At 42.3% G+C, this 24,498-nt stretch carries 21 protein-coding genes and 1 rRNA gene; 18 read left to right on the top strand and 4 right to left on the bottom strand.

Annotated features, from left to right (window positions below):
* Positions 1-101: 101 nt before the first annotated feature.
* The 3 genes from rrf to RRU94_RS17685 all read left to right on the top strand — a co-directional run bounded on the left by rrf (position 102) and on the right by RRU94_RS17685 (position 3,371).
* Positions 102-217 (top strand): 5S ribosomal RNA (gene rrf, locus RRU94_RS17695).
* A 972-nt stretch (positions 218-1,189) separates the two neighbouring features.
* Positions 1,190-2,404: an IS200/IS605 family element RNA-guided endonuclease TnpB gene (gene tnpB, locus RRU94_RS17690; RefSeq protein WP_315692167.1), complete on the top strand. Its 1,215-nt coding sequence runs from the start codon at positions 1,190-1,192 to the stop codon at positions 2,402-2,404.
* Between the two features lie 532 nt (positions 2,405-2,936).
* Complete coding sequence (locus RRU94_RS17685) at positions 2,937-3,371, top strand: hypothetical protein (RefSeq protein ID WP_315692166.1); 435 nt, start codon at positions 2,937-2,939, stop codon at positions 3,369-3,371.
* Between the two features lie 484 nt (positions 3,372-3,855).
* Here the strand turns inward: RRU94_RS17685 and RRU94_RS17680 are convergent, their stop codons facing one another.
* Positions 3,856-5,133 (bottom strand): M48 family metallopeptidase, encoded by a 1,278-nt coding sequence (locus RRU94_RS17680; protein WP_315692165.1) that lies wholly within the window; start codon positions 5,131-5,133, stop codon positions 3,856-3,858.
* Positions 5,134-5,917: 784 nt separating this feature from the next.
* Between RRU94_RS17680 and RRU94_RS17675 the strand changes: the two genes are divergently transcribed.
* The 3 genes from RRU94_RS17675 to RRU94_RS17665 all read left to right on the top strand — a co-directional run bounded on the left by RRU94_RS17675 (position 5,918) and on the right by RRU94_RS17665 (position 9,790).
* Positions 5,918-7,390, top strand: coding sequence for an alanine/glycine:cation symporter family protein (locus RRU94_RS17675; RefSeq protein ID WP_315692164.1), 1,473 nt, complete (start codon positions 5,918-5,920; stop codon positions 7,388-7,390).
* 101 nt (positions 7,391-7,491) lie between these two features.
* Complete coding sequence (locus RRU94_RS17670; RefSeq protein WP_315692163.1) at positions 7,492-7,752, top strand: DUF418 domain-containing protein; 261 nt, start codon at positions 7,492-7,494, stop codon at positions 7,750-7,752.
* 1,519 nt (positions 7,753-9,271) lie between these two features.
* Positions 9,272-9,790 carry a hypothetical protein gene (locus RRU94_RS17665; RefSeq protein WP_315692162.1) on the top strand — a complete coding sequence of 173 codons (519 nt, stop codon included), beginning with the start codon at positions 9,272-9,274 and terminating at the stop codon, positions 9,788-9,790.
* 26 nt (positions 9,791-9,816) lie between these two features.
* Here the strand turns inward: RRU94_RS17665 and RRU94_RS17660 are convergent, their stop codons facing one another.
* Complete coding sequence (locus RRU94_RS17660; protein WP_242233008.1) at positions 9,817-9,996, bottom strand: aspartyl-phosphate phosphatase Spo0E family protein; 180 nt, start codon at positions 9,994-9,996, stop codon at positions 9,817-9,819.
* A 172-nt stretch (positions 9,997-10,168) separates the two neighbouring features.
* Here RRU94_RS17660 and RRU94_RS17655 point away from each other — a divergent pair, with 172 nt between their 5' ends.
* Together RRU94_RS17655 and RRU94_RS17650 are read left to right on the top strand one after the other, a co-directional pair.
* The gene (locus RRU94_RS17655; protein WP_251272393.1) at positions 10,169-10,876 is read left to right on the top strand and encodes a cytochrome c biogenesis CcdA family protein; all 708 of its coding nucleotides are present in this window, start codon (positions 10,169-10,171) and stop codon (positions 10,874-10,876) included.
* Positions 10,877-10,899: 23 nt separating this feature from the next.
* A complete protein-coding gene (locus RRU94_RS17650; protein ID WP_251272392.1) occupies positions 10,900-11,388 on the top strand; it encodes a CcdC family protein in 489 nt (162 codons plus the stop codon).
* A gap of 29 nt (positions 11,389-11,417) precedes the next feature.
* Here RRU94_RS17650 and RRU94_RS17645 read toward each other — a convergent pair whose 3' ends face one another.
* The gene (locus RRU94_RS17645; protein ID WP_251272391.1) at positions 11,418-11,846 is read right to left on the bottom strand and encodes a DUF2621 domain-containing protein; all 429 of its coding nucleotides are present in this window, start codon (positions 11,844-11,846) and stop codon (positions 11,418-11,420) included.
* A gap of 129 nt (positions 11,847-11,975) precedes the next feature.
* Between RRU94_RS17645 and RRU94_RS17640 the strand changes: the two genes are divergently transcribed.
* The 10 genes from RRU94_RS17640 (at position 11,976) to RRU94_RS17595 (ending at position 23,749) form a co-directional block, all read left to right on the top strand.
* Complete coding sequence (locus tag RRU94_RS17640; RefSeq protein WP_315692161.1) at positions 11,976-13,097, top strand: exonuclease SbcCD subunit D; 1,122 nt, start codon at positions 11,976-11,978, stop codon at positions 13,095-13,097.
* Entirely contained in the window at positions 13,094-16,201 is a 3,108-nt protein-coding gene (locus RRU94_RS17635) for an AAA family ATPase (protein WP_315692160.1), read from the top strand. The genes RRU94_RS17640 and RRU94_RS17635 overlap by 4 nt, the downstream gene beginning before the upstream one ends.
* A gap of 101 nt (positions 16,202-16,302) precedes the next feature.
* Positions 16,303-16,896 carry an SCO family protein gene (locus RRU94_RS17630; protein ID WP_315692159.1) on the top strand — a complete coding sequence of 198 codons (594 nt, stop codon included), beginning with the start codon at positions 16,303-16,305 and terminating at the stop codon, positions 16,894-16,896.
* A 168-nt stretch (positions 16,897-17,064) separates the two neighbouring features.
* Positions 17,065-17,244 (top strand): hypothetical protein, encoded by a 180-nt coding sequence (locus RRU94_RS17625; RefSeq protein WP_251272387.1) that lies wholly within the window; start codon positions 17,065-17,067, stop codon positions 17,242-17,244.
* 949 nt (positions 17,245-18,193) lie between these two features.
* Complete coding sequence (locus tag RRU94_RS17620) at positions 18,194-18,727, top strand: mismatch-specific DNA-glycosylase (RefSeq protein WP_315692158.1); 534 nt, start codon at positions 18,194-18,196, stop codon at positions 18,725-18,727.
* 267 nt (positions 18,728-18,994) lie between these two features.
* A complete protein-coding gene (locus RRU94_RS17615) occupies positions 18,995-19,642 on the top strand; it encodes a serine/threonine protein kinase (protein WP_315692157.1) in 648 nt (215 codons plus the stop codon).
* Positions 19,643-20,364: 722 nt separating this feature from the next.
* Entirely contained in the window at positions 20,365-21,123 is a 759-nt protein-coding gene (locus RRU94_RS17610) for an exodeoxyribonuclease III (protein WP_315692156.1), read from the top strand.
* Between the two features lie 163 nt (positions 21,124-21,286).
* Positions 21,287-21,439 (top strand): hypothetical protein, encoded by a 153-nt coding sequence (locus RRU94_RS17605; protein WP_315692155.1) that lies wholly within the window; start codon positions 21,287-21,289, stop codon positions 21,437-21,439.
* Between the two features lie 427 nt (positions 21,440-21,866).
* On the top strand, positions 21,867-22,316 hold the full coding sequence (locus RRU94_RS17600; protein ID WP_315692154.1) for a hypothetical protein: 450 nt from the start codon (positions 21,867-21,869) through the stop codon (positions 22,314-22,316).
* A gap of 206 nt (positions 22,317-22,522) precedes the next feature.
* Positions 22,523-23,749: a PucR family transcriptional regulator gene (locus RRU94_RS17595; protein ID WP_315692153.1), complete on the top strand. Its 1,227-nt coding sequence runs from the start codon at positions 22,523-22,525 to the stop codon at positions 23,747-23,749.
* Here RRU94_RS17595 and RRU94_RS17590 read toward each other — a convergent pair.
* The gene (locus RRU94_RS17590) at positions 23,746-24,456 is read right to left on the bottom strand and encodes a L,D-transpeptidase family protein (protein WP_315692152.1); all 711 of its coding nucleotides are present in this window, start codon (positions 24,454-24,456) and stop codon (positions 23,746-23,748) included. The genes RRU94_RS17595 and RRU94_RS17590 overlap by 4 nt on opposite strands.
* Between the last annotated feature and the right edge of the window lie 42 nt (positions 24,457-24,498).

Below are 24,498 nucleotides of genomic sequence, written 5' to 3'. Positions count from 1 at the left end.
ACGCGAGCTGATCGCACCCGAGGCTGGACAACACATGGCACGGTATGCCGTTACTTTACAGAGATTATCCAGTTTTGAAGGAACAATTTTGTTCCATATAGTCTGGTGGCAATAGCGAAGAGGTCACACCCGTTCCCATCCCGAACACGGCCGTTAAGCTCTTCAGCGCCGATGGTAGTTGGGGGTTTCCCCCTGTGAGAGCAGGACGCCGCCAGGCAGTACAGGAGAACAGCGGAAGCTGTTCTTTTTATTTCGGAATCATCTTCCATGAGAAGGAACTTGATTTTTGGAAAGCCTATAAAGAAAAGGCAGGGTGCTGCACAGACACCTCCTCTTATATAGATAAACACCGCTTGAATAAAATTCAGGCGGTGTTTTTGTATTTGGATTACTATTTCCTGTTTTAGGATCCTAAAATTAAGTCTTCTTATTTAGTTAAGCGCAGAGCTTTCAATAAGTAAGACGTTGAGAATGTCGCTATAACTTCATTACACACAGCAGTTATGCGTACGAAAACGAAGAAAATCAGCAATCTGGTCGGATTCTATAATGGCACGTTTTAATAAGATTCTTGACTTTTTCATATTTGAAAATTGGGTACGTGTGCTTACAGAAGAAGCATAGCTAAACGCACAAAAAAGGCCGCGGAAAGATCCGCAGCAATAAAGTATGTAATAATGGGCTGAAACGCTTTGGAGATGGCAGGGAACTACCACGGCTATTAGTTTACCCGCTCCAAAGCGAAAATAAACCAAATAAATAAAAAAAGCTGCGGGAACAGCGCCGCAGCAAAAGACAAGACATAGGGCAGGGGGTTTAAAGTGAAACCTTGTCTCGGATTACTTACCCGCTATGAAGAAATTTAAACAACAAAGCGAAAATTCGCGAAATCACGCCGCGACGGGCGCTGCGTATAAAAAAGGCTGCGGAGGGAGTTCCGCAGCAAACAGTGTCGCGTACGTAGAGAAATTAGAAGATGTTATTGGTTACCACGATTAATCCTTTACCAGCTGTGCCGAGAAGACAAACTACAAAGAAAAAATTTATCATTTTCGGCGAGAACACTCCCACTTCAAGCTTGCTAAGTGGGGGATGAATCGCTGCTCTTTCAGTCATTCTTTTTCCTTGAACGCTCTATTGCTAAAATGGTATAATTAGGTACAGAACAAACGTTCAGGGGGTGGGGAAAATGATGAGAACCAAAACAGATGAAACAAAGAACCTTCATTTTAAAGCCTTTCGGTTTAAAATCCATCCAAGTGACGAGCAAAAACAACTGATTAACCAAACGATCGGCTGCTGCCGGTTTGTTTACAATTATATATTAAATGAAAACATCAAGAGTTTCGAAAAAACAAAAAAACGGTATACAGAAACAGCTGCCAAAAAGCTTCTCCCTGGGCTAAAAGAAACATTCAAATGGCTGTCTGGTCCTGATAGTATTGCTCTTCAGGCAAGCATCGAATATCAGTACGAAGGATTCAAAAAATATAAGGATCAGCCAAAAAAAGAATTAAAAAAACGAGCCGGAAAAAAATGTGCAGAAGGCTATACGCCAACGGCGTATGATTTCAAGGGCCACCCAACATTCAAAAGTAAGAAAAACCCGATTCAGAGCTATACGACCAAAATGACAAACAACAATATTAAAATGATAGACAACCACATTCAGCTGCCGAAACTCGGCTGGATTCGTTTTTCCAAGTCCCGAAACATCGAAGGCGACATTAAGCGTGTCACCGTGCGCCGCAGCAGTACCGGCCGGTATTCTATTTCGGTCATTTGCGAAATGCCTTATTCTCCGTACAAACCAAGCACCAACGACGCCGTTGGCATTGATTTGGGATTAAAAGAGTTTGCCGTGCTCTCCAACGGTGAATCCATTGCCAACCCGAAATACTATCAAAAATACGAAAAGCGATTAGCCTTTCTTCAGCGTGCGTTTGCACGTAAAAAAGAAGGGTCGAAATCGTGGGAAAAAAATAAAGCCCAGATTGCTAAACTGCACGAAAAAATCAAACACACAAGAGAAGATTTTCTTCACAAGCTGACGACCAGGCTCGTTCATGAAAACCAAGTGATCGCAGTGGAGAATTTGTCAGTGAAGAATCTCGTCCAAAACAAAAAACTAAGCAAGGGGATTCATGATGCGTCATGGTCGAGGTTCAACGAAATGCTCGCTTACAAAGCGAAGTGGTACGGACGGACGATCATAAAAGTCGATCCGTTCTTCCCATCAAGCCAGCTCTGCTCAAGGTGCGGGCATCAGCATAAGGATGTAAAAAATCTCGCTGTACGGGTGTGGGAGTGTCCTTCCTGCGGCGTACGTCACGACCGGGACCTGAATGCGAGCCTGAATATTGAAAAAGAAGCCCTTCGGCTTCTTTCACTTCAGTCTAGTTAAGCTTGGTCATAAAACCGTTGGAATACGGGGTTAGCCTGATTACTGGGGGTCGAAGATCCCCTTGCCCAGGAATCCCCCACTTCAACCGTCAGGTAAGTGGGTGGTAGTTCAAACTGCCATATAAGTATTAAAACAAGAGTCAGATGAGAGCATTAAACGAATGACAAAACGTAAAAAAAAGCGCAGCAAACCGCCTTCGCGGGTGCCGCCACTAGATGACCGACATTACCTTGCGATAGAACTTATGAGAAAGCCATATTATGACCAAAAACGCGATCGCTTGTAAGACGATACGAATAAAGATAAGCAGCGGCAGAGTGACCGTTGCTTTTTTATTAGTGCTGACCCCCAGAGTACCCTTCTAAATATGCCGCATCTTTTGCCCGGAATTTACGCTCTACAAAAAACTTTTTAACCATTTTTTACAATGAGTGTGATATAACATGGAATAACGAAGTAAAGCGCCCTTCTTATGTATGAATTTAATATTGCTTGTCTACACTTATCTAAACAGAATAGGGAGACGATAAATGTGATTAAAGCAGTAAAAGTTAAAATGATCGGTGCGCTTATTGTATTCAGTTTGATAACAGCATTAATCGTGTTTGTATCCGCGAAAGAGCCAGCGCAAGAATATCCTGGTACGGTAGACGAAGCTTTGTCGGAGAAATTTACTGAAACATTCCGGGCAAATTTTGCAAGCAGCGATGGCATTGCGTTGTTTGACCGAGTTGAAATCGTGCCGGACCAGCATGTCGCAAAGATATATTCGACTATAGCGTCAACAGACAATGATGCAGTGCGCCAATTGGCCGTTAATAAACTTGGCTCGATGGTAGTCAATCATTATTACTATTATGCGGAATATCGTGCTTTTACCGACTTGAATGACGTTCATGTCTACGGGAGTGACGGTAAAAATCTTGGTTATACATTTAGCGATTCGCTTTTGTCAACGGATCAGTAATGACAGGGCAGCGATCGTTTTACCAGTCGGTGGCTTTTTTGTGTGCACTATTTTTTTATCCGGTCTTATTACCGTACTTACTGCCGCCCCAACTGACTCGGTTGTTTCCAGGATAACGTTGCCTTGCCTGAGCGCCAATGAGCCGCGGTGTGACGCTGTTTTTGAAAAGTGTTAAATAAAATAACCCCGCCGGACTAAGCCGGACGGGGCTTTTCTTGCGCCTGGGTGATCGCCTTGCTTTCCGCACTTAAATTTATCAAGTCGCTGCGGTCGATTAATCTTACGTTGAGCCATTCTGCGCAGTTGCTTGCTTCACTCATTAAGTGGTAAGGGTAAGCATCCTAGGGTCTAGCAAACAGCCTCTTCACAATGGAGGCTGCAGCAGGTAGGTTGTATATATGGCGCTAAATGTTTACCATGAACGGCAGAAAACACTGTACAAATATGTTTTTAAGTTTTGCTGCCCAGAAGGTTTTTCTTCCATTCAAGAAGGAGAATTGCTTTGGTCAGAATCTTTATTGTCATATTTGTCGAAAAAATTAATCCGTTCTGTAATGCGTGGATGCGATCCGGTAATAAAGTGGATGATGGCCGGTTCATAGCCGGTTGATTTCGCATTTTTCGTCAGTTTTTGAAAAGCACTAATGGCTGCTTCTTTGTCTTCCGTTGTCTCCATCGCATAGCGGTCCGATTCGATTTCATAAAGGCGGCTTTGAAAGTTGCCGATCGGAGAAGCAAGAAAGGATATGAGGCTGAATGAGACCATAAGAAGCGGCAGAACGGCGATATCATGCGGATCTTTAATTCCCCATCGATGCCCCCACTTTTTGCGCAGCCAGTTAAATAAAAAGAAGGTGGCCAGGGCGGTAAAGAAACCGACGATGATTTGCAGCACGAGTCCTTTATAAATATGGTTCATTTTATAATGAGCGATCTCATGTGCCATCACAAATTTGATTTCCTCGATAGTCAGCTCGTTAATCGCCGTATCGCCGAGTACAATCTGCATATTGCTGCCGAAGCCATTGACAAAGGCGTTAATCGTATTGGTTTGCTTGGACATATTCATTTCTAAAATTTTCGCGTCCGCAATACCGGCTTCATCGGCCAATTGCTGGATTTCCGCTTTGAGTTTTTGGTTTTCCAGCGGTTTATAGTCATTGAACAGAGGCGTAATAAATACGGGCGCAATAAACATCAAGAGGATTGTCAGCGGCAGGGACGCCGCCCAGGCAGCAATCCACCATTTTTTCGGGAATTTTCTGATTGCGAAAAAAAGCAGCCAGACGAGCGGAATGCCCATGACAAGGTCCAAGCCGAAGCTGATTCCGAGATCACCAAGCCAGGAAGCAGCAGACTGGCTCGACAAACCATAATTTCGCGACAGCTGATAAAAAAAGAAATCAAGCGGCAAATATAAGAGCGTCAAGAGGGCACTGAAAAAGAAATAATAATAGCCGGTCTGCCAAAAGGATTTGCGAAAGCATGCAGCTGCCCGGTCACGCAGTTTCACTGAAATCACCATGAAAAACAGCACAACCACTACATCAAGCGGCGTTTGTAAAAAGAACGTAAAATAATCGATTAAATCTAAATGATGTGCTTCCGCTATCTCTTTTTCCGTCATAAACTGTTTCGGGTCTGCGCTTGTTCCGGCATACTCAGCCGGAACGTAACCCGGCTCAAGATTGAGCAAATACACGCTGATACCTGCCGCATACAAAAGATAAAAAATAAGAAACCCGAGTAAAAATTTTTTCACTAAGCTCTTCCTTTCAACGTCAAAATAAATGCCAGCCAGTTACGGAGGTGCAGCATGCATTTCGTTCATTATATTCGTTTCTTTTCATTTTATATGTTATTTGAAGGCGACGTCACTAAAAAGAGAGCCGTGCAGAAGACCCTTTCAGCGGGAAGCAAGATGAAAGAATGGCAATGATTCATGTGTTCACCTGCAGGATACAAGAAAGCATCAGCTATACAGAAAGGATAAGCACGGTATTTTTATCCATGCCCCAAAATAAATAGAAGCGGCATAATTGAAAAAAGATGTCAGGGCATCTTACAAACAAGTTGTTTAGAAATGTACTTACTAATAGGATAGGCGTAAGAGAAATACAGGGAAACTGGCTTGAAAATTCATATTTGTTCCACGGGAGGAAGGAAAAAAATGAGCAATCAAAACTTTTTTAACTTGCCTGAAGTAAACTCAATGCCTAGGTTTAGTAGTATTCGAACTTTTATGAGACTGCCGTATGAACCAGAAGTTCAAAAACGAGATTTTGTTATACGGGGCACTCCGTTTGATACCTCTACCAGCAAAACATTACAAATTATGTAATAGCATGGACACAAAAAGGGGCAGTGCCAATTGTGCTAGGCGGGGACCACTCTGTCAGTTGTTGAGCTGCATAGGCTTTTGTTTATATAAATATTACAAAAATTCATTTTATTACAAAAAAACATTGTTATATCTTTCTGTCATAATTTATAATCAAACATACGTTGTATATAACAAAAATAAAAAATTAATAGGGGGGATTTTCATGTTTGATCAAATTGTAAATACCATTAACGGATGGTTGTGGAGTCCAGTATTAATTGCTTTCATTGTTTTATGCGGTTTGTATTTTAGTTTTCGCACCAGATTCCTGCAAATTCGTCACATAAAAGAAATGGTTAAACTGCTTGCTTCAGGGAAGAGTTCTGATGAGGGTGTTTCTTCGTTTCAAGCATTAGCGATGTCTTTATCAGGTCGTATCGGTGTTGGAAATATCGCTGGAACCGCAACTGGTATTGCTTTTGGAGGGCCTGGTTCCGTATTTTGGATGTGGGTCATCACATTTGTCGGTGCAGCTTCAGCTTTTGTGGAGTCAACTCTTGCTCAAATCTATAAAGAAAAGCAGGATGGAGAGTATCGAGGAGGTCCGGCATACTACATAGAAAAGGGACTTGGCTGGAAGTGGTTTGCCGTCATTTTTGCAGTAGCAACACTACTCGCTATGGCTGTTTTAATGCCAGGAATACAAGCAAATGCAATTGCAGAAGGCGTTCATAACGCTTTTGGTATTGACAAAACAATTACTGGTCTAGTCGTTGTCGCGCTTATTGGTTTTACTATTTTTGGCGGTGTTAAGCGTATTGCTAGAGTGGCAGAATTTATCGTTCCTTTTATGGCAATCGGTTATCTGTTAATTGCAATTGCAATCGTAGTGGTTAATTTCGAAAAAATTCCAGAAGTATTTGGACTTATTTTTAACAGCGCTTTTGGAGCTGAACAAGTATATGGCGGTATTATTGGATCAGCAGTTATGTGGGGAGTAAAACGGGGTCTTTATGCCAATGAAGCCGGCCAGGGTACTGGTGCTCACCCGGCGGCAGCAGCTGAGGTATCCCACCCAGCGAAACAAGGACTTGTACAGGCATTTTCCATTTATTTAGATGTATTTTTAGTTGTTACATCGACCGCAATGATGATTTTATTTACAAATCAATACAATGTAATAAATGAAAAAACCGGGGAATTTATAACGGAAAACCTTAAAGGAGTTGAACCAGGACCTGGTTTCACTCAAGCTGCCGTTGATACAGTACTTCCAGGATTCGGACCAGGATTTATTGCTATTGCACTTTTCTTCTTTGCCTTCACTACGATTTATGCTTATTACTATATTGCAGAGACAAATCTAGCTTATCTAGTACGTGGCAAACACAGAGCAAAGGCTTTTGTTGCGTTAAAACTCATCCTTATAGGTGCTACTTTCTATGGAGCAGTAAAAACGGCAACAACAGCATGGGCAATGGGTGATATCGGACTTGGAATTATGGTTTGGCTAAACTTAATTGCGATTTTATTATTATTTAAACCAGCAAGTATTGCTTTAAAAGATTATGAAGAACAGTTAAAGCAAGGGAAAGACCCAGAATTCAATTCATCTAAGTATGAAATTAAGAATGCTGATTTCTGGAAAAATGGATATAAAAAACCCAAAAAAAATAAAGATCAGAACGTTTCGTAAAGTGAAACTTTCAGCCGTTTAGAACTTCCGCTAAACTAGGAAAGCACCAGCATTTATCACAGCTGGTGCTTTTTTTACGTCTGCATGGGTGTAATTTCTAAATGACTGTACTAGCGATGTTCCTGCTTGGGCTGTATGCAGGGAAAATCGGCGTTTTTGAGCGGAACACTCCTCATTTGAAGCTGATCAAAAAAGTCTGGCTCGGTGCTCTGCTGCTGGGTATTCCGCTTGTTGCTTTGTTAGCGGCCTTTTTGCTTTCCTGGATTGGCGTTGGCATACAGCAGGAAATGGCTATCCAGCTAGTGACAAGCCTGAGCGGTGTAACATTGTGCTTTTTTTGCATGAGTTCACTACGGCTGTGATTTCAGGAAAAAACTTTTACGAATAAGTGACTTGATTATATAAAAAGGAACTGCGCGAGCCGGTTGGTGTCTACCATAGTGTGTACAAGACGCATTCTACGCCGCTGACTAAGAAGAGGCCTTTGAACAGGCAGGTGAGTATGCCGGATATGAAGCGAATTCGGAATTTAGCTGGACGTTATAAGGATACGCTCGTGGAACACTTTATTTACATTTACGAAACAGTCCACGTATATTTGCGGAAGAAGCGTAAATTATCTAATGTCAGATGGAAATAAAAAGACAGCTTTCGAAAATTCGCTGCTTCAAGCTACAAGTATATGCGCGTATACGTCAGCGGAAAAGTTTCTTACGCGGAGAAAAGGCGCATAAAAGCTGCAGGAGTATGCCGCAGCAATAATGGCTGCAAGTATGAAAATTTACTGCCTGCTGCGGAGTGAAAATAAACCGCTTACAAAAAGCCGCAGAGGGAGCCGCGGCAAAACAAAAATGTACAGATATGAAGCTTTTGAGCCATACATTCGTTTTTTTACCCGCCGCCGCCGCAAAAATATAAACCGAGATTCTATTATTTTCAACATACTGTCAGAAGAATCTTGCGAACTATGCGGAGTTAAAAGATGCTAAGACAATTATCAATAGTAACAAAGTAATCAACAAAACTAAAAACACTGCAAAATGAATGCGTAACCGCCGTCGCAAAAGCCTCAACTGCCATTGCCATCGTCGTAACCGTAACTGTAACCATTTAATATCATTACACCTCTTTTACAGAAAAATAGCAAAGAAATTATTATAAGATATGAACAGAGAAACGCACTGGACCAAGCATTTGTCCCGATTGATAATCTTTTTACGGAAAAGAGAATAATAAGTTGCTTTGTTTCATCTGTACGGTAGGATTCTGGTCTCTGACGGACAGTCTTTTAAATATTTTTACGATGCAGTTTAGTTCGATTTTTACCGGCATGCATATAAGGTCACCGGAAACTTTTTAAGCATGGAAATAACAGGCTTCTTGGCTTCCAATTACGTAATAAATCGTGTGCGTCATTGTGTATTTCGCCGGATCTTATTTTCGTCTATTGTTCATACCGGGGAAAACGCCCTTTTTGCTTTGTTTCGGTTCATTTCTTTTGAACTAGTGCTTGTTAAGCCATTAACGGGAGAAGGTGTTTTTTGCGTGGGTAAATGTGTATGTGTGCTGTGAAATGAGCCTTGTTGCTGGAGCGGTTTGTAATCGGCGCTTTTCACTGTATGGGGCAGCAGACTTGGAAACATATAATAAAAGCAAAAAATGGGCTGTTTGCTCGTATCAATAACCAGTTTCTGTTTGTATTTTTTATTTTCAAAAGAAAAAAGGGATGTTTGTTGTGGGACATATTCACCTAAATACGTGAATATACTATAAATAGTGGGATAAACAAACTATAAAACCCACAAATTTTTTCTGTGAAAAGGCTTAACTTCAAAGGGGATGGGGTATAGAAAGGTATGAGAGAAAAGGAGGAGATGCGAAATGAAAAAACGGTTTTTATCTTTAATTATTCTTCCGTTCCTGCTGTTTGGTGTTAGCATCCCGGCTCTTGCCTCTGAGGACGAATTAACAGGTACTCCTTATGAAATGCTCGAAAAAGAAGGCATTTCGTTAAAACATTATATTGTTACATTCAAATCCCCCAACATTGAAAAAGGCTATTATCGCGCCACTTCCAGCAACGGTGAAACCATTCGTTTTAAACAGTCAGATGTAGAAATTGAATTAAAAGTGGGTGACCGTATCCGTACATACTGGGAAGACGGCGGCTTTAACATCGCAGAGTATGTAAAACCCGAAAAAGTAGTGTATACCGTTAAACGGGTATGGTACAAAAACGGAGAAATGAATTATGAAGGTACAAGCGCTCAGTCAGGGGATATTCTTTTCACAGATGAAAATGTATATGGCAGCGAAATCGTGCCTGGAGACAAAGTGGTGGCTGAATTTGACCAAATGTTTATCGATAACGGCTTAATCGGTGTTTATAAGAAAAAATAAAAAAACGGTCCGTATGGACGGTTTTTTTATTTTGCGCGCGTTTTTTTAGTGTGCTGAATATGCAGTTCATCGTATAAATTTAAAAGACGGTCTAATTCCTGGCTGTATTCAATCGCTAAAGGAGAGGTTAGTCCGTTTTCAAAAGCCACATTTAGTAGTTCAGTCCGCTTCGCTTCTATGGCGTCGAGCAGTATTTCTTTGTTCACGGCGGACAACCCTTTCCATTATTATCTAAGGTTTTACACTTTCTAGTATACCCAATCATTTACTTATTTTCAAAAAAATTTGTCGTTTTTGAACTTTTTTCTCCTCCTGCCCATGTTGCCGCTCCGTCCCATACCGTTTCTGTTACAATGAAAAGGAAAGGGTGATCGATTCATGAGTGAGCTGAACGTGTTTTTAGCCTTCGGCGCCGGGTTTCTAAGCTTTATCTCGCCGTGCTGCCTGCCGCTGTATCCTGCCTTTTTATCGTATATTACCGGTATGAGTGTAAATGAATTAAAAAACGATAATGCCATGCTGCAAAGGAGAAGTATGCTGCATACCCTCTTTTTTTTGCTCGGCTTTTCTCTTGTGTTTGTTTTAATCGGCTTTGGCTCTTCTTTTATTGGTCAATTCTTAAAAGAATGGGATGACCTCATTCGTCAGCTTGGCGCCATTTTTATTATCTTTTTTGGCTTGGTGGTTACTGGGTTTTTGCAGCCAGGGTTTATGATGTCTGAGAAGAAAGTGACTTTTAAAAACCGGCCTGTTGGATATGCTGGCTCTTCTCTTATTGGCCTTGCGTTTGGAGCGGGCTGGACGCCGTGCACGGGCCCCATTCTGCTTGCGGTTATTTATATGGCAGGAACAAACCCGGACTCTGCTATGTTGTATATGGTATCTTATGCGCTTGGTTTTGCCATTCCTTTTTTTGTTCTTTCTTTTTTTATCGGACGAATGAAATGGATCCGTTTACACAGTGCTAAGATTGTAAAAATCGGCGGTTATGTTATGATAGGAATGGGGATTATTCTCTTTTTTGACTGGATGACACAGATCATTATGATCCTCACGCCGCTGTTTGGCGGATTTACCGGTTTTTAATTTGTATTAAAGGGATGATCAAGATGGATTGGATGGTTGCCATATCGTCTTTAGCAGCTGTCATGATGGGGCTGGGTGCTTTATTTGTTCGTATGAAAGCAGCGAAGAAACCGACTTCAGCCCGAAAAATTATTATGCCTCCGCTTTTTATGAGTACCGGCGCTTTGATGTTCGTATTTCCAATGTTTCGGGTTACACCTCTTGAATTGCTGGAAGCAGCCGCGGTAGGGTGTTTGTTTTCTTTATTGCTCATTAAAACATCCAATTTTGAAATACGCGGTCATGACATTTACTTAAAACGTTCTAAAGCTTTTCCGATTATTTTAATGTCACTGCTTGTGATCCGGATTATTGGAAAGCTTGTACTGTCGACAACGATTGATATAGGCCAGCTGGGCGGCATGTTTTTTATTTTGGCGTTTGCGATGATTTTACCGTGGCGCATGGCGATGTACAAAAAATATATCACGCTGAAGCGGCAGCTGCCCGATCAGCCTATACCCATAACCTAAAAAAACAGCCTTGACAAGGCTGTTTTTTTTTATTCAAACAAATGCTGATAGGGAGCAATATCGATATTCATTTCATGAAGTTTCTTGCGTAAAAACTTATGGTCTCTTTTCGGTGTAGCCATAATGTAGCCGCGGATAATTAAGTCGGCCGAAACATGGCGGGCCCGTTCTTTTAAAGCGAGTTCTCCGATTTTACCGGCAATTTTGTGGCGGGCAACATCCCGAAACAGCTCAGGTACAGGAGAAACCAATTCTTCGAGCATGTTTTTTTCCGCTGTTCCCCATAGTTTCCGTGTTTTATCAACGTAATACTCTTCCCAGTCCATGTCAGAACGGCCATCCTGCTTCGGCATTCGTTTTAAAAACTTGCGAAACATAAAAAAGCCGCCGATGGCAAACAAGCCGACAAGGATCACTGTCCAGGCAACGATAAAGTAAGAAAACCAGCCTTCCAGCATGCCGCAACCCCCATTATATGATTTTCTTTTACTCTATTATAGCAAACAAGAAACCGCTTGTTCATTCTTTTCAAGAACTTGTTCATCTGCTATGATCGGAACATACATACGTAGTAGGAGGAAACCGAAATGAAATTTATTCATACCGCTGACTGGCATCTCGGAAAAATGGTGCACGGCGTATCGATGATCGAGGATCAGCGTTTTATGCTGCAGGAGCTGATTCGGCTGCTGGAGCAGGAGCAGCCGGATGCCCTGGTAATCGCGGGAGATTTATATGACCGGTCGGTTCCGCCGGCTTCGGCGGTTAATTTGCTGAATGAAACGCTTTTTACGATTAACGTAGAAATGAATATACCGATCGTCGCCATTTCGGGCAATCATGATAGTGCAGACCGGCTGGCATTCGGTTCAACATGGTTTCGGCAAAACCGTTTTTATCTGGCTGGAAAAATGGAGAAAAACATGTTCTGCCCGGTTATTGAAGGCGTTCATTTCCATTGCCTTCCCTATGCGGAGCCGGGTGTAGTTCGGTATTTATACGAAGACGATACGATTCGCACTCACCATGATGCGATGAAAGTCTTAACCGGGCGTTTAAGCGAAACAATGGATCGGGACGGCATTCATGTGGCGGTGGGCCATGCGTTTGTCACAGGAGGAGAAACAAGTGATTCCGAGCGGATTTTATCAGTCGGCGGAACAGGAAATGTCGGTGCTGAGCTGTTTGCTCCTTTTCACTATACGGCGCTTGGACATCTGCACAATCCGGCGGCCATTCACCACCAGACAGTTCAATATGCAGGGTCACTGCTGAAATATTCGTTTTCAGAAGCATCTCATACGAAAAGTGTCTCCATCGTGGAAATAAACGAAGAAAAGAAGCTTTCGATTACCAAAAAAGCATTGGCACCTATGCGCGATATGAAAATCGTCACTGGTTTTTTTGATGAATTGATGGAAGGAGAGGCTTCAGAGGACTATATCAAGGTACGGTTAAGGGATGAAGGAGCGCTTATTGATCCGATGGCCAAGCTAAAGCATAAATTCCCCCATATTCTCCACCTTGAAAAAGCAGCTGTTTCCCCTCTGTCATTTGAATCTTCTGTTTCTATGAGGGAAAAGCAAAGCGAGCTCGATTTGTTTGCGGAATTTTACGAAGCGATGACGGGGCTAGGTTTTTCAGAAGAGAAAAAAACGTATATGACTTCTATATTAGAAGAAGCGAAACAGGAGGAAAACGGATTATGAAGCCTGTGACACTGACAATGACTGCTTTTGGTCCGTATGCAGGCCGGCAGGTGATTGATTTTTCGGCGCTCGAAAACCGAAAAATGTTTGTGATTTCCGGCAAAACGGGATCAGGAAAAACAACGATATTTGACGCCATCAGCTTTGCGATGTACGGCAAGCCAAGCGGAGATCACCGAAGCGCTTCAGAAATGCGAAGCCAATTTGCAGATCCAAAACAGCTGACAGAAGTATCGCTTTTATTTGAGTTAAAAGGACGGACGTTTTTGATCCGCCGGACCCCTCAGCAGGAAAAGCCAAAAGCGCGTGGAGGCGGTATGACAACAGCGGGAGCTACCGCTGAGCTGTATGAAAAAAAAGCGAACGGTACAGAAGTGCTCCTTGCTTCGAATGTACGGGATACGGATGAAAAAATAAATGAGCTAGTCGGCCTTGAAGCCAATCAGTTCAGGCAGATTTTAATGATTCCCCAGGGAGAATTTCAAAAGCTGTTAATGGCTGGCAGCCAGGAAAAAGAGAAAATTTTGCAGAAGTTGTTTCAAACTTCTTTTTATAAACGGGTAGAGGATATTTTAAAAGAAAAGTCCGATGCATTAAAAAAAGAAGCAGGCCGGGCTGCTGACCAGCAAATGGCCCTTTTAAAAAGTCTGCCTGCATACTCAAGCACGATGCGCGCGCTGCTCGAAGCTGAGCTGATTCAAAGAAAAGCAGTGTTTGATCAGCTTGAGCTCGATCTTCTAGAAATGGACAAGCAGTTTAAAAGCTTTCAGGAAAAAGTGCAGCATTTAAGCGAACGCCGTGATTTTTTGCTGGGAGAACGAGAGCGGGGGCTGTCTCGAAATGCCCAATTTGATCGTTTGGAGCAGGCCCGGCTGGAACAAAAAGAGCTTGATGAACAAAAAGAAGGTATGGAGAGATGCTGCCGGAAAATAGACGGAGCCGAGCGGGCAGACAAGCTGCAATCCTATGAAATGATGGAAAAGCGGGCCCGCCAGGCTGTGCACACTGCCGAAGGAAGAAAAAGTGAAGCGGAAGCGGAGATGCAAAACACACGGCAGCTGCTGGAAGAAGCGGAAGAACGGCTGAAAGCAGAAGAAAGCCGCCGTCCTGAACGGGATGAATGTACAAAAGAGCTTCAGCATCTTCAGTCGATAAAAGAAGCGGTTTATGCTTATCAAGATGCCATAGAAAAAGCTGAAGAGACAGAGGGGCGCCTGAAGGAAACAAAACAAGCCGCCGCCGAATTCATCCGGAAAAACGAAGAGCTGGATGCAGCTAGGAAAAAGACGGAGGCGTCTCTGCAAGCTTTCGATTCTTCAAAAGAAATATACTTGGAATCGGGCTATCAGATTGAGAGATTAACCGCGTTGATTGAACAATTTCAAGAGTTAGCCGATGCCGAAAAAGAAATGGGCGACCTTCAAAAAAGGGAAGAAGCAGCCCAAATCGAAGCGCAGAAAGCAGCCTCAGCCGCGGCTAAAGCCATTAAAGAACTGGAGCATAAAAGAGAAGAGTGGCACAGAAGCCAGGCAGCGATGCTGGCCCGTGAACTAAAGGAGGGCGAACCATGCTCCGTGTGCGGCTCCATTCATCATCCTAACCCGGCTGCAGGAGGAGAAGCGCCGCTTGGAGAGCAGGCATTGAAGAAAGCGGAGCAGCAAGTAGACCGTCTCAGCCAGGAAAACCGGCAGGCGGAGCAGAAGTGGATGGAATCCCGTTTTGCATTAGGGCATGCAGCAGAAAACGTGGACAAGCTAAAAGCAAAGCTTCCATCTGACTTTGGAGTAGAAGAAGCGATAGAGCGATTGAAAGAAGCCGAACAAACACGCAGACAAGCTGCCCAGGATCTTCAGCAAAAGCAGAAACTGGAAGGGCAGCTGGATGAGCTGAAAAAACAAAAACAACAGCTTGAAGCCGAATTAGACCAAACGAGACAGCAGGAAATGATGGATCATACGGCTTTTATTCAAGCACAGAGTACGCGACAGCAGCTTGAGCAATCGGTTCCTGAGGCGATGCGCAACAGCGGTTACTTTGCCAGAGAGCTTGAACGTATAGAGCAAAGGGCAGCCGTTTTAGAGCGCCGCTATGAACAGGCAGTAGAAGATGTTCAGCGCGCCCGTACAGCAATGCAGGCAGCCCTGTCTGTTTTAGAGGAACGCCAGCAAACGCTTCAGGAAGCAGAAAGGGACTATCGTGAAGTAAGAGCGGCTTTTGAGCAAAAGCGACAGCAGGCTGGTTTTGGGTCCGCCGAACAATATGAGGAAGCGAAGAAATGGCTCGAATCCCTTGCAGAAATGAAAGAAACGGTCCGGCAGTTCGAACAAAAAGAACGCGAGCTTACTTTACTGATTGAGGAGCTGCAAACCACTCTTCAAGGACATGAACGGGCAGACATCAGCAAGCTTGAAGAAGAGATTGGAGCGTTAAATGAAGAAGCTGTTCAATGGGCAAATGAGGCTTCTTCCGTTGCTGCTTGTGCAAAAGAATCGCGGCGCATCCGCCAGTCGGTTGAAGAGATAGCGGCACGGATGGCGAAGGCTGAAGAAGCGTACCGACTTTCTGGCCATTTGTTTGAAGTAACGCACGGGAAAAATGACCTGAAGGTAACGTTTGAACGATATGTACTGGCATCGTTTTTGGAAGATATCTTAACCGCAGCCAACACGAGGCTTTCGGCGATGACAAATGGCCGTTTTTTACTGGAGCGTTTAACCGAGCGGTCAAAAGGAAATGCGCAAAGCGGCTTGGATCTTCTCGTTTTTGACCAATATACAGGTGCCAGCCGGCATGTGAAAACACTGTCCGGGGGAGAAAGCTTTAAAGCGGCGCTTGCCCTTGCGCTCGGACTGGCAGAAGTGGTCCAAAATCATGCAGGCGGCGTATCGCTTGAAACGATGTTTGTGGACGAAGGATTCGGCACGCTTGATCCGGAATCGCTGGACCAGGCCATTGAAACGTTAATGGATATACAAGCGGACGGCCGCCTGGTCGGTATTATCTCCCACGTGCCAGAGCTGAAAGAGCGGATTGATGCTCGTCTGGAGGTAGGCCAGTCCGATACCGGAAGCAAAGCTGCATTTGTTTTTACAGGAGAAAGCTGAAAACGTTCATAAAGTATTCAAGATCAGGCCGCAGCAGCGCATTGAGAAATAAGAAGGTTTCCTCTACGATAAAAGGATAAAAGATGCTTGGAGGGAGTTATGTGAAAATAGTTCAGTCCATTTTTATTATGGCCGCTGCTGTTTTATTGCTTGGTGCATGCGGCCGTCAGTTTGAAGGCAACATGGATGTGGAAGTCCAAGACTTTACCTATACCAATCAAAATGGTGAACAAGTTGGTTTGGCTGATTTAAAAGGGAAAGTGTGGCTCGCCAATTTTATTTTCACAAACTGTACGACGGTTTGCCCGCCCATGACAAGAAATATGAGCGAGCTGCAGGACCGCTTGAACGAGGAAGATGTTCAAAACTATGAAATTGTGTCGTTCAGCATTGACCCGGCTCGGGATACACCGCAGGCGTTGAAGAGCTATATTTCACATTACGAAGCGGATGAATCGAACTGGAACCTTTTAACAGGGTATGAAGAGGAAGAAATAAGCGCATTTGCAGAGAAAAGCTTTCAAGCTATTGCGCTGCCAGATCCGAAATCAGACCAGTTCATTCATGGAACAAGCTTTTACTTGGTCGATGAAAAAGGAACCGTTGTAAAAAGCTATCCAGGAAATAAACAGGACGGGGAAGAAGTGCCGTTTGACGAAATGGTCCAGGATGTAAAATCGCTCTCCAAACAGTAAACAAACATCAAAAACTCCGGACTTGAGCCTGGAGTTTTTGATGTTTAAAAAAAGTATTTTCTAAGATTTACAAAAATTTAATTTTTGTGATATTGAAATGTAATGTCTATCTCGGTAAAATGAACATACAGATAATATCTGAATACGCTAATTAAGGGGTGAATCAGTATGAATTATGGATTGTACAAATTTGGCTCAACAAACAACGTCAAGTGTGAATGTGGTTGGGAAGGACAACGGGCGGAGCTTCGCAGCGCTATGGTTGTACTTGAAAAAACAAAGTGCGGGTCCATTTTTGATGCCGAAGATGTATATATTTGCCCGAAATGCGGCGCAAGAAAGTATTAAGTTCCTCTTATTGTCCAGATCCTCTTCGATTTCCAGCCTGTTTTTATTGCTCTCCTTTATCAACAATAGTCACATACTTCAGCAGGTTCCAGGCACTGGGGCACGCTCCCCGCTGGGCACACCTTAGACAACACTTGTAAAAACCCTTGATCATCAAGGGTTTTTTTCATTTTTCATCATACGATAATATACGGAAAAATTGGGAAGAATTTAATCGAAAAGGAATATAACTACTTTATTTGAGGTGCAGCTTGATAAAACAGCCGGCCGGAAAGCAAAAGCCTGAGCCCGCCATTTTTAAAGCCGAACAAACGACCCTGCTTAAGCAGAGCTTGCTTTAATCCAATTTAGGATTTAGATTCCAGTTTATCTTTCATGAATGTCAGGGCAGCGTTTGAGCCAGGTGATTCGCCGTAGTAAGTGATGATAAACGTATGAACTGTTCACCAGCTGTACCCGTTTCAGAAGTTCATTCACCTTCACTGCCAGTGATCTTTTGTGCTTCTTAGCACCTGCTAGTTTGAATCGTGTTGCATTTTTCTGCAGTGATCTGTACATCAGAATGAGCACCTTCTCCGAGGCCGGGTTGTGCTTTGGTCACACCACCTTGAAATATGAAGTTTGCATTGCCAAACGATGTATCTGCTGAGGTCCATTCATATATAACTGTGTGGAGGTCTGTGTCTGTTTTGACCACCCGTTATAGGACATGCTTTCCTTAATTTGGCCGGTGTACCTTTTCAATTTCACCTAAATGAATACGATATCGGTCTTATAAACTAGCTTTTGTAAATTTTACCGCTGCTTAAGTTATCTGAAACAATAAAGCAAAACTGAAAAACTGTTCCGGTAAGTGAGAATTAGTGTTCTGTTTTTTTTACCACATCAAAAAATAGGGAATAGTAAAGAGAAGTAAACGAGTCGATTAAAAGTGAGGGAGGTCTGAAGGGTGAAGCCAATTAAGGACCATTTAAAAGAAAATCTTGATATTCTTTTTGTCGGTTTCAATCCCAGTGTCCGTTCCGGAGAAACGGGACATCATTTTGCGAATCCGAATAACCGCTTTTGGAAAATTCTTTTTGAAGCGGGATTAACCTCTAGAAAATTTACAGCAATCGAGGACCGTCTATTAGTAGAGTTAGGGTACGGATTGACAAATATTGTGGCGAGACCAACGAAAACGGCTGATAAAATTACAAAAGAAGAGTATCAGGAGGGCAGGGTTTTGTTAAAGAAAAAGATAGAACATTATCGGCCTACAATTGTTTGTTTTGTCGGCAAAGGGGTTTATCAGGAATATAGCGGCAGGAAGCAGGTTGCATGGGGTCCCCAGCATGTTTCTGTCGTTCCTGGCACGCTGGACTTCGTGGCGCCTTCTTCCAGTGGCCTGGTAAGGATGAAAATAGAGGAAATCGTTAGTATTTACAAGCAGCTCCTGCCGCTTGTTTCCTCCCTGGAAAAAGGAGAGGGCCGGCGGGAATAGCCGGTTCCTTTGGCGGCTATTTCAGGAACACGTGGTTTAATGATTGTACATGTACTATTCCCCTCTTATATCCTCGTTTTCATTTTGAGGCGTTTTTTTTTGCTCTTGGTATTATCGGTGTTATGTTCCTGGATAAATAAGGGGATGTATTTCATTATAGGTAAAAAAAGCCTGTTTAATTAAAGCGGTGAGGATTAATATAATATAAAGGTTTTGTGGTTATTTAAAGAAAGTATTGTGATGTTATGGACGGAGTTGTATGGGAGAATGAAAAGTTACGTTGCACTAATTGAAAAAACGCTTATACATAACGTGAAAATGAAAAGTAAAAATCCTTTTGAACCCATTAAGGTTCTTCACACACCAAGAGAGTGGGAGTGCCTTGGTGTCGGTAACTATGCTGCTGTTTTTCTGCATCATTCAAATAAAGATTGGGTCGTAAAAATCTACGCCAGAAACTTGGAAGGATTAGAAAAAGAAGCGGAAGTTTATCAAAGAATGGGGCACCATCCTGCTTATTCTCAATTAGTCTATAAGGGAGAGAACTTCCTTGTGTTAAAGCGGCTAAAAGGAATTACCTTATACAATGCAGTTGCAAAAGGAGTCAGGATACCGGAACAAGTGATCATAGACATCAATCAAGCATTGGATTATGCTCGAAGTCAAGGGCTGACACCTGTAGATGTACATGGGAAAAATGTGATGATGAATGACGGAAAGGGATATATTGTAGATATATCTGATTTCTACAAAGAGAAGGAAGATGAAAAATGGAACGATATCGTCAAAGCTTATTATAAGTTTTACCGGAAGACTTTATATAAATTCCCGGTTAAGATTCCATTATTTGTTTTAGATTTAGTAAGGCATTCTTATAGGATCTATACGTATATTAAAAAGAAGTCGTTTCATTGAATAATGCTTTTAGTTTTGTTACAACTTTTCCCACAAAAAAGCTGTTCTACATTTCTACATTTATTCAGATATTAAATCTAAAATGGCATTTGATACTATTTTACGCAATGCAAATGAGAGTCTAAAGAATGTATGAAAAACAAAAGTATAAACTGAATCAACCAAATTGTGGGATGTAGGAAGTGGTTTGGTTAGTGCAAATGAACAAATTTTTGTTGGATCTGTTCGGTCATATGCTTTAGAAATTAGTGAAGAGAAACTAGACTGCCTTGTCGATGAAAAATGTCGTCAATGGGCTGAATGAGAAAAAAGTGAAAAAACTCTTGCACGGTAGCAACAACCAGCTGCTTTTTTTAAAGTGGCTTTTTTTATGTTTGAGACAGTCACTTTACAACAAAGCGGATAGGGCAAGTAGTTTGCTTACAGATTTTATTCGTTTGCCGTTAACGTATAAGATGTTTTAACTAAAAAAGAAAACATCAATGATAAGCCATAAAATGTAACGATAGTAAGGTGTATATACGTGTTAAAAAAAATTAGTGTTATAAGAGTTTCTGTGACGTTCCTCTTTTATTCATACATGGCCAATTGCATTTCTTCTTTATTTAACGCTATTAACAAACTGTTTTACCAAAAAACTTGTCACTGGATGCTTTTCTTTCTATTAACTAGTATAGTAACCATGGAGTTTACTAAAAGGAACAGCGAGGAGACAAACATACATGGTAAAACTGGTTTCATGGAACGTGAATGGCATAAGAGCTTGTGTGAGAAAGGGATTTTTGGACTATTTCAATGAAGTAAGCGCTGATATATTTTGCCTTCAAGAAACGAAGCTGCAGGAAGGTCAAATCAGTCTTGACCTGGAAGGCTATCATCAATATTGGAATTACGCAGAGAAAAAAGGGTATTCCGGCACAGCCGTTTTTACTAAAGTTCCGCCTCTTTCGGTGAAGTATGGGATTGGTCCGAATAAACAAGAATCGGAAGGAAGGGCCATTACCCTCGAGTTTGATAAATTTTTTCTAGTCAATGTTTACACACCTAATTCCAAAAGGGATCTTTCCCGTCTCGATTATCGCTTAATCTGGGAAGAGGAAGTGCTCGATTACTTAATCCAACTGGATCGTGTAAAACCGGTCATTTATTGTGGAGACTTGAATGTCGCGCACCGGGAGATTGACTTGAAAAATGCTAAGTCTAACAGGGGAAACTCAGGCTTTACGGAAGAGGAGCGGGGGAAGATGACCACATTGCTGGAAGCGGGCTTTATCGACAGTTTCAGGTATTTTTACCCTGACAGAGAAGGCGCCTATACATGGTGGTCTTATATGAGTAAGGTAAGAGAGAGAAACATCGGCTGGAGAATCGATTATTTTATTGTCTCCGAACGAATGGCCGAATCTCTGTTAAAAGCAGAAATCCATGCTGGTGTTATGGGGAGCGATCATTGTCCAGTTGCATTGGAAATGAAACCTTGATACGGCAGTATGTATTATGAGTAGACCTGGAATGACAGATAGGTAAGCTGTGTCAAATAGAGTCTGCTGTCTAGAGTTGAAAAGTGGACAAAAGAAAAGGACAAGCTTGCGATCTCGCACAAGAACAAGCTTCCTATTATAGTATTTTAGTGGAGGGAACCTTTTGAAGCCGATATCTAAAAAGAATAAGAAACCTATTTTAATTTTAATGATTATATTACTGTTTATTGCTGGCTTACTCGATATTAAATATGAGGGATTATTCTTTCAGCTATTACCCGATTTTATTCAATCATATTTAGCTGGTGTTTTCTGAATAAGTGCTTTTTTATATCACTTATTAACCATACATTTGAGCTGGTAAATTGGACAGGAAGAAAATGAAGAAAAGTGTTCATCGAGGGTTGATACAAAGACATTTCGAGGTTAAGAAGAAGATAGCCTATGCTCATCACACTAGTACATCACCAGGAGTGTGAATCGTGCAGATCCATATACTCATATATTGACAACCCCTTAAGCTGTATAGCTTCAAGGGGGCTTTTCCATAAGCTGCGTTGTCGTGTCGGCCAAAACTGCCAGCCCAGTCGTATGCAAAGTGTATTTGGGGCTGGGCATTGGTACAAAGGATTATTTTTAACTGAGTATCGCATTACCGTAAAATGGTTAAGCTATCTATATGTAAAATTCGCTCAAAGCAGCTCATTGATGAAGAAAGGTAACGCAATGGAGGTTCAAACAAGATGTACTTTTCTTTAATGGTATTTATAGTTCCTTGGATTATTGGAATCATACACCTTCATTCAAAAAACAAAAAAATAATTCCATTGATCGGATCTTTTACGTCAGTTATTTCCTATCTTATCAATGAGTTTTGGATTTATTTTAGTTTTGGTGAGATATATCCTTTTGCCGTACAGAAAACCTTGCCTGGACTTCCGTTTAATATAGGTATATACCCTGTAATAGGGTGCTATTTGATTTTTTTTATAATGAAAAAGGAACATCCGTATTTACTTATTTTTTTCACTGCATTATGTATGACCCTGCTTGAATATATATTAGTTTTTACAGGGCTCATTATCTATAGGAACGGCTGGAATATTTTTTGGACTTATGTGGCTTACTTATCTGCTTTTGCTCTTATCTATTGGTTTTATCTTTATCTTAAAAAGTTAAAAGTAATGGAATGAATGACAGTTGCGAACAGAACTCGCCCATTTTCTATGTCAGTAGAAGAAGCCCGATTCATCATTAAGACTGGATATCATTCAATTCAAATCATTCACGTTGAAGTATATACATCCATCAGGCATCATAGCCTGCTTTTTCCGGTTTTTTTTACAATTAATCAGGCGGCGATTATAATAAGTATAGCCTATTGCACCGGAGGATGGATATGTCAAACGATAAACCACATTATTTTGCCCACGAATATGAATCAATTGAAATGCTGGCAGACCGAATCAGTGAAGCGCTTCTTTGCCCGATTACGATTGAAGATGCCAACCACCAGATTATTGCTTACAGCCGCCACGAAGGAGAAATTGATCCCGTTCGGATTGCTACCATTATGAGACGAAGAGTACCCGAGCACGTGATAAACAGCTTATGGAAAAGTGGAGCGATCCCAACTCTTTTTGAAACAGAGGAACCTGTTGTGATTCCTGCAATTGGACAAGTTTCTCTCGGCGAGCGGGTGGCCATTTCGGTACGAAAACAGGATAAAGTGATCGGCTTTATCTGGGCCCAGTCAGGTGCACATTTTTCAGATGAACAGATGGCGATTTTAAAGGAAGCGGCGAAAGCGGTAAGAAATCAGCTTTTGCAGCATGAAAAAAGAAAGCGTGCAGCGGAAGAAAGCCATCAGGAGTTTTTTTGGAAGCTTTTGACCGGGCATTTCGCCACACGCAATGAAATGGAACAGGCCAACAAAGCATATGGACTTTCCCTGACCGGCAGTTTACTGGTGATTCTTTTTGATTTCGGACGTACCATTGACCGTACCCTGGAGCGGCAAATCGATTACCTGACCGAAACCCTGCAACAGCTGGCCAGTATTGCCAGAACCTATGACGGGGAGCAGCTGGTTCTGCTGATCCGGTTTAAAGAACCCGCTGACTTAGAAACGGTCAGCTCCTATATTACTGATTTTACGTCTAAATCAGTGGAACGGCTTGGCCTTTCGCCGGTCGGGGCAGCAGGAACAGCTGTACAAAACCCGCTGCATGTACAGGAAAGCTATCAGGAAGCGCTTCGTGTATTAAAAATGAAACAGATTTTTTCAACTATTACACTGCCCCATTGTTTTGACCAGCTCGGTATTTTTCAATCAATTGAACAGTTTCGTTCCATCCGCCTTGGCAAAAAAAATGCGGTCATTGAAGCGCTTGAAGAATACGACAAAACACATAATGCGAATATGATTGAATCGCTTTATATGTTTTTAGCTCATGACGGCAACATAAACGAAGCGGCGAGTGTGATGCATGTGCATCCCAATACGCTTGCTTACCGGATGAAGCGCATCAGTGAAATTACCGGGTTTAACAGCAAAGATATGAGCGGAAAAACGCTGCTTTATATTGATTTGCTTATCCGACAGATGAATCATTCTCTCAATTAATTGGCAGAGGCCTGAACGAGGTCAGAACGGATCGAATCAGGTGTGCCGATGACAATTTTCGGTGATTTGGCAGGATCCAGCCATTTCATTAAAACCAGTAAATGCGATTCGCTCAGCGCCAGGCATCCGGCTGTTGGCGTCGATCCTGTCCGCCAGCGGTGAATAAAAATGGCGCTGCCTGCGTTTTTGACGATCGGGTTTTCATTGTAGCGAATGACGATAGCGTGTTTGTATAATTCATGGTTTAAGCGCTCAAATGATTTCCAGCGGGCAGCAGGATCACCACGGTAATAAATCCATTTGTTATAGTCTGGTGAATGGGGGTCATCAATCCAATAATGAAACCGGTTTGTGACGGTGTAGCTGCTCCGGACACCTGCTGGTTTTTGGGCATAGCCGAACATTCGGCCAATGTCATAAAAGCCGGTAGGGGTGGCGCCGTTTCCTTCTTGTTTCGAGAAGGATAAGCCATTTTTCCCGGTAACTGCCGGAGAAATCCGTTTTAACTGCCAGTGGCGCCCTGTTTTCTCGTAAAGGCGGATCGTTGCTGTGATCGATTTTGTACTTCCTTCTGCAATGATGACCTGTTTGCTGTTTTTCACATGAGCCAGTGCAGATAAATAAGGATCTGAAGCCGCCTTTGAAGGCAGGGGAACGATCACAGCAGCCAGAAGCATACATAAACCGGCTGTGAGAATCTTACGCAACTCGATAACCTCCTTGTTTTTTTTATTGTATGAAAAAACGGA

Origin of the sequence: Domibacillus sp. DTU_2020_1001157_1_SI_ALB_TIR_016 (assembly GCF_032341995.1) — a bacterium.
Lineage (GTDB): Bacteria > Bacillota > Bacilli > Bacillales > Domibacillaceae > Domibacillus > Domibacillus indicus_A.
This window is presented reverse-complemented; position numbering and strand designations above follow the sequence as displayed.

Coding starts and splice junctions, on each gene's coding strand:
- RRU94_RS17610 (WP_315692156.1), top strand. CDS start 20,365: ATGGTAAAACTGGTTTCATGGAACGTGAATGGCATAAGAGCTTGTGTG.
- RRU94_RS17650 (WP_251272392.1), top strand. CDS start 10,900: ATGGATTGGATGGTTGCCATATCGTCTTTAGCAGCTGTCATGATGGGG.
- RRU94_RS17645 (WP_251272391.1), bottom strand. CDS start 11,846: ATGCTGGAAGGCTGGTTTTCTTACTTTATCGTTGCCTGGACAGTGATC.
- RRU94_RS17670 (WP_315692163.1), top strand. CDS start 7,492: ATGACTGTACTAGCGATGTTCCTGCTTGGGCTGTATGCAGGGAAAATC.
- RRU94_RS17665 (WP_315692162.1), top strand. CDS start 9,272: ATGAAAAAACGGTTTTTATCTTTAATTATTCTTCCGTTCCTGCTGTTT.
- RRU94_RS17615 (WP_315692157.1), top strand. CDS start 18,995: ATGAAAAGTTACGTTGCACTAATTGAAAAAACGCTTATACATAACGTG.
- RRU94_RS17600 (WP_315692154.1), top strand. CDS start 21,867: ATGTACTTTTCTTTAATGGTATTTATAGTTCCTTGGATTATTGGAATC.
- RRU94_RS17635 (WP_315692160.1), top strand. CDS start 13,094: ATGAAGCCTGTGACACTGACAATGACTGCTTTTGGTCCGTATGCAGGC.
- RRU94_RS17595 (WP_315692153.1), top strand. CDS start 22,523: ATGTCAAACGATAAACCACATTATTTTGCCCACGAATATGAATCAATT.
- RRU94_RS17640 (WP_315692161.1), top strand. CDS start 11,976: ATGAAATTTATTCATACCGCTGACTGGCATCTCGGAAAAATGGTGCAC.
- RRU94_RS17625 (WP_251272387.1), top strand. CDS start 17,065: ATGAATTATGGATTGTACAAATTTGGCTCAACAAACAACGTCAAGTGT.
- RRU94_RS17655 (WP_251272393.1), top strand. CDS start 10,169: ATGAGTGAGCTGAACGTGTTTTTAGCCTTCGGCGCCGGGTTTCTAAGC.
- RRU94_RS17675 (WP_315692164.1), top strand. CDS start 5,918: ATGTTTGATCAAATTGTAAATACCATTAACGGATGGTTGTGGAGTCCA.
- tnpB (WP_315692167.1), top strand. CDS start 1,190: ATGATGAGAACCAAAACAGATGAAACAAAGAACCTTCATTTTAAAGCC.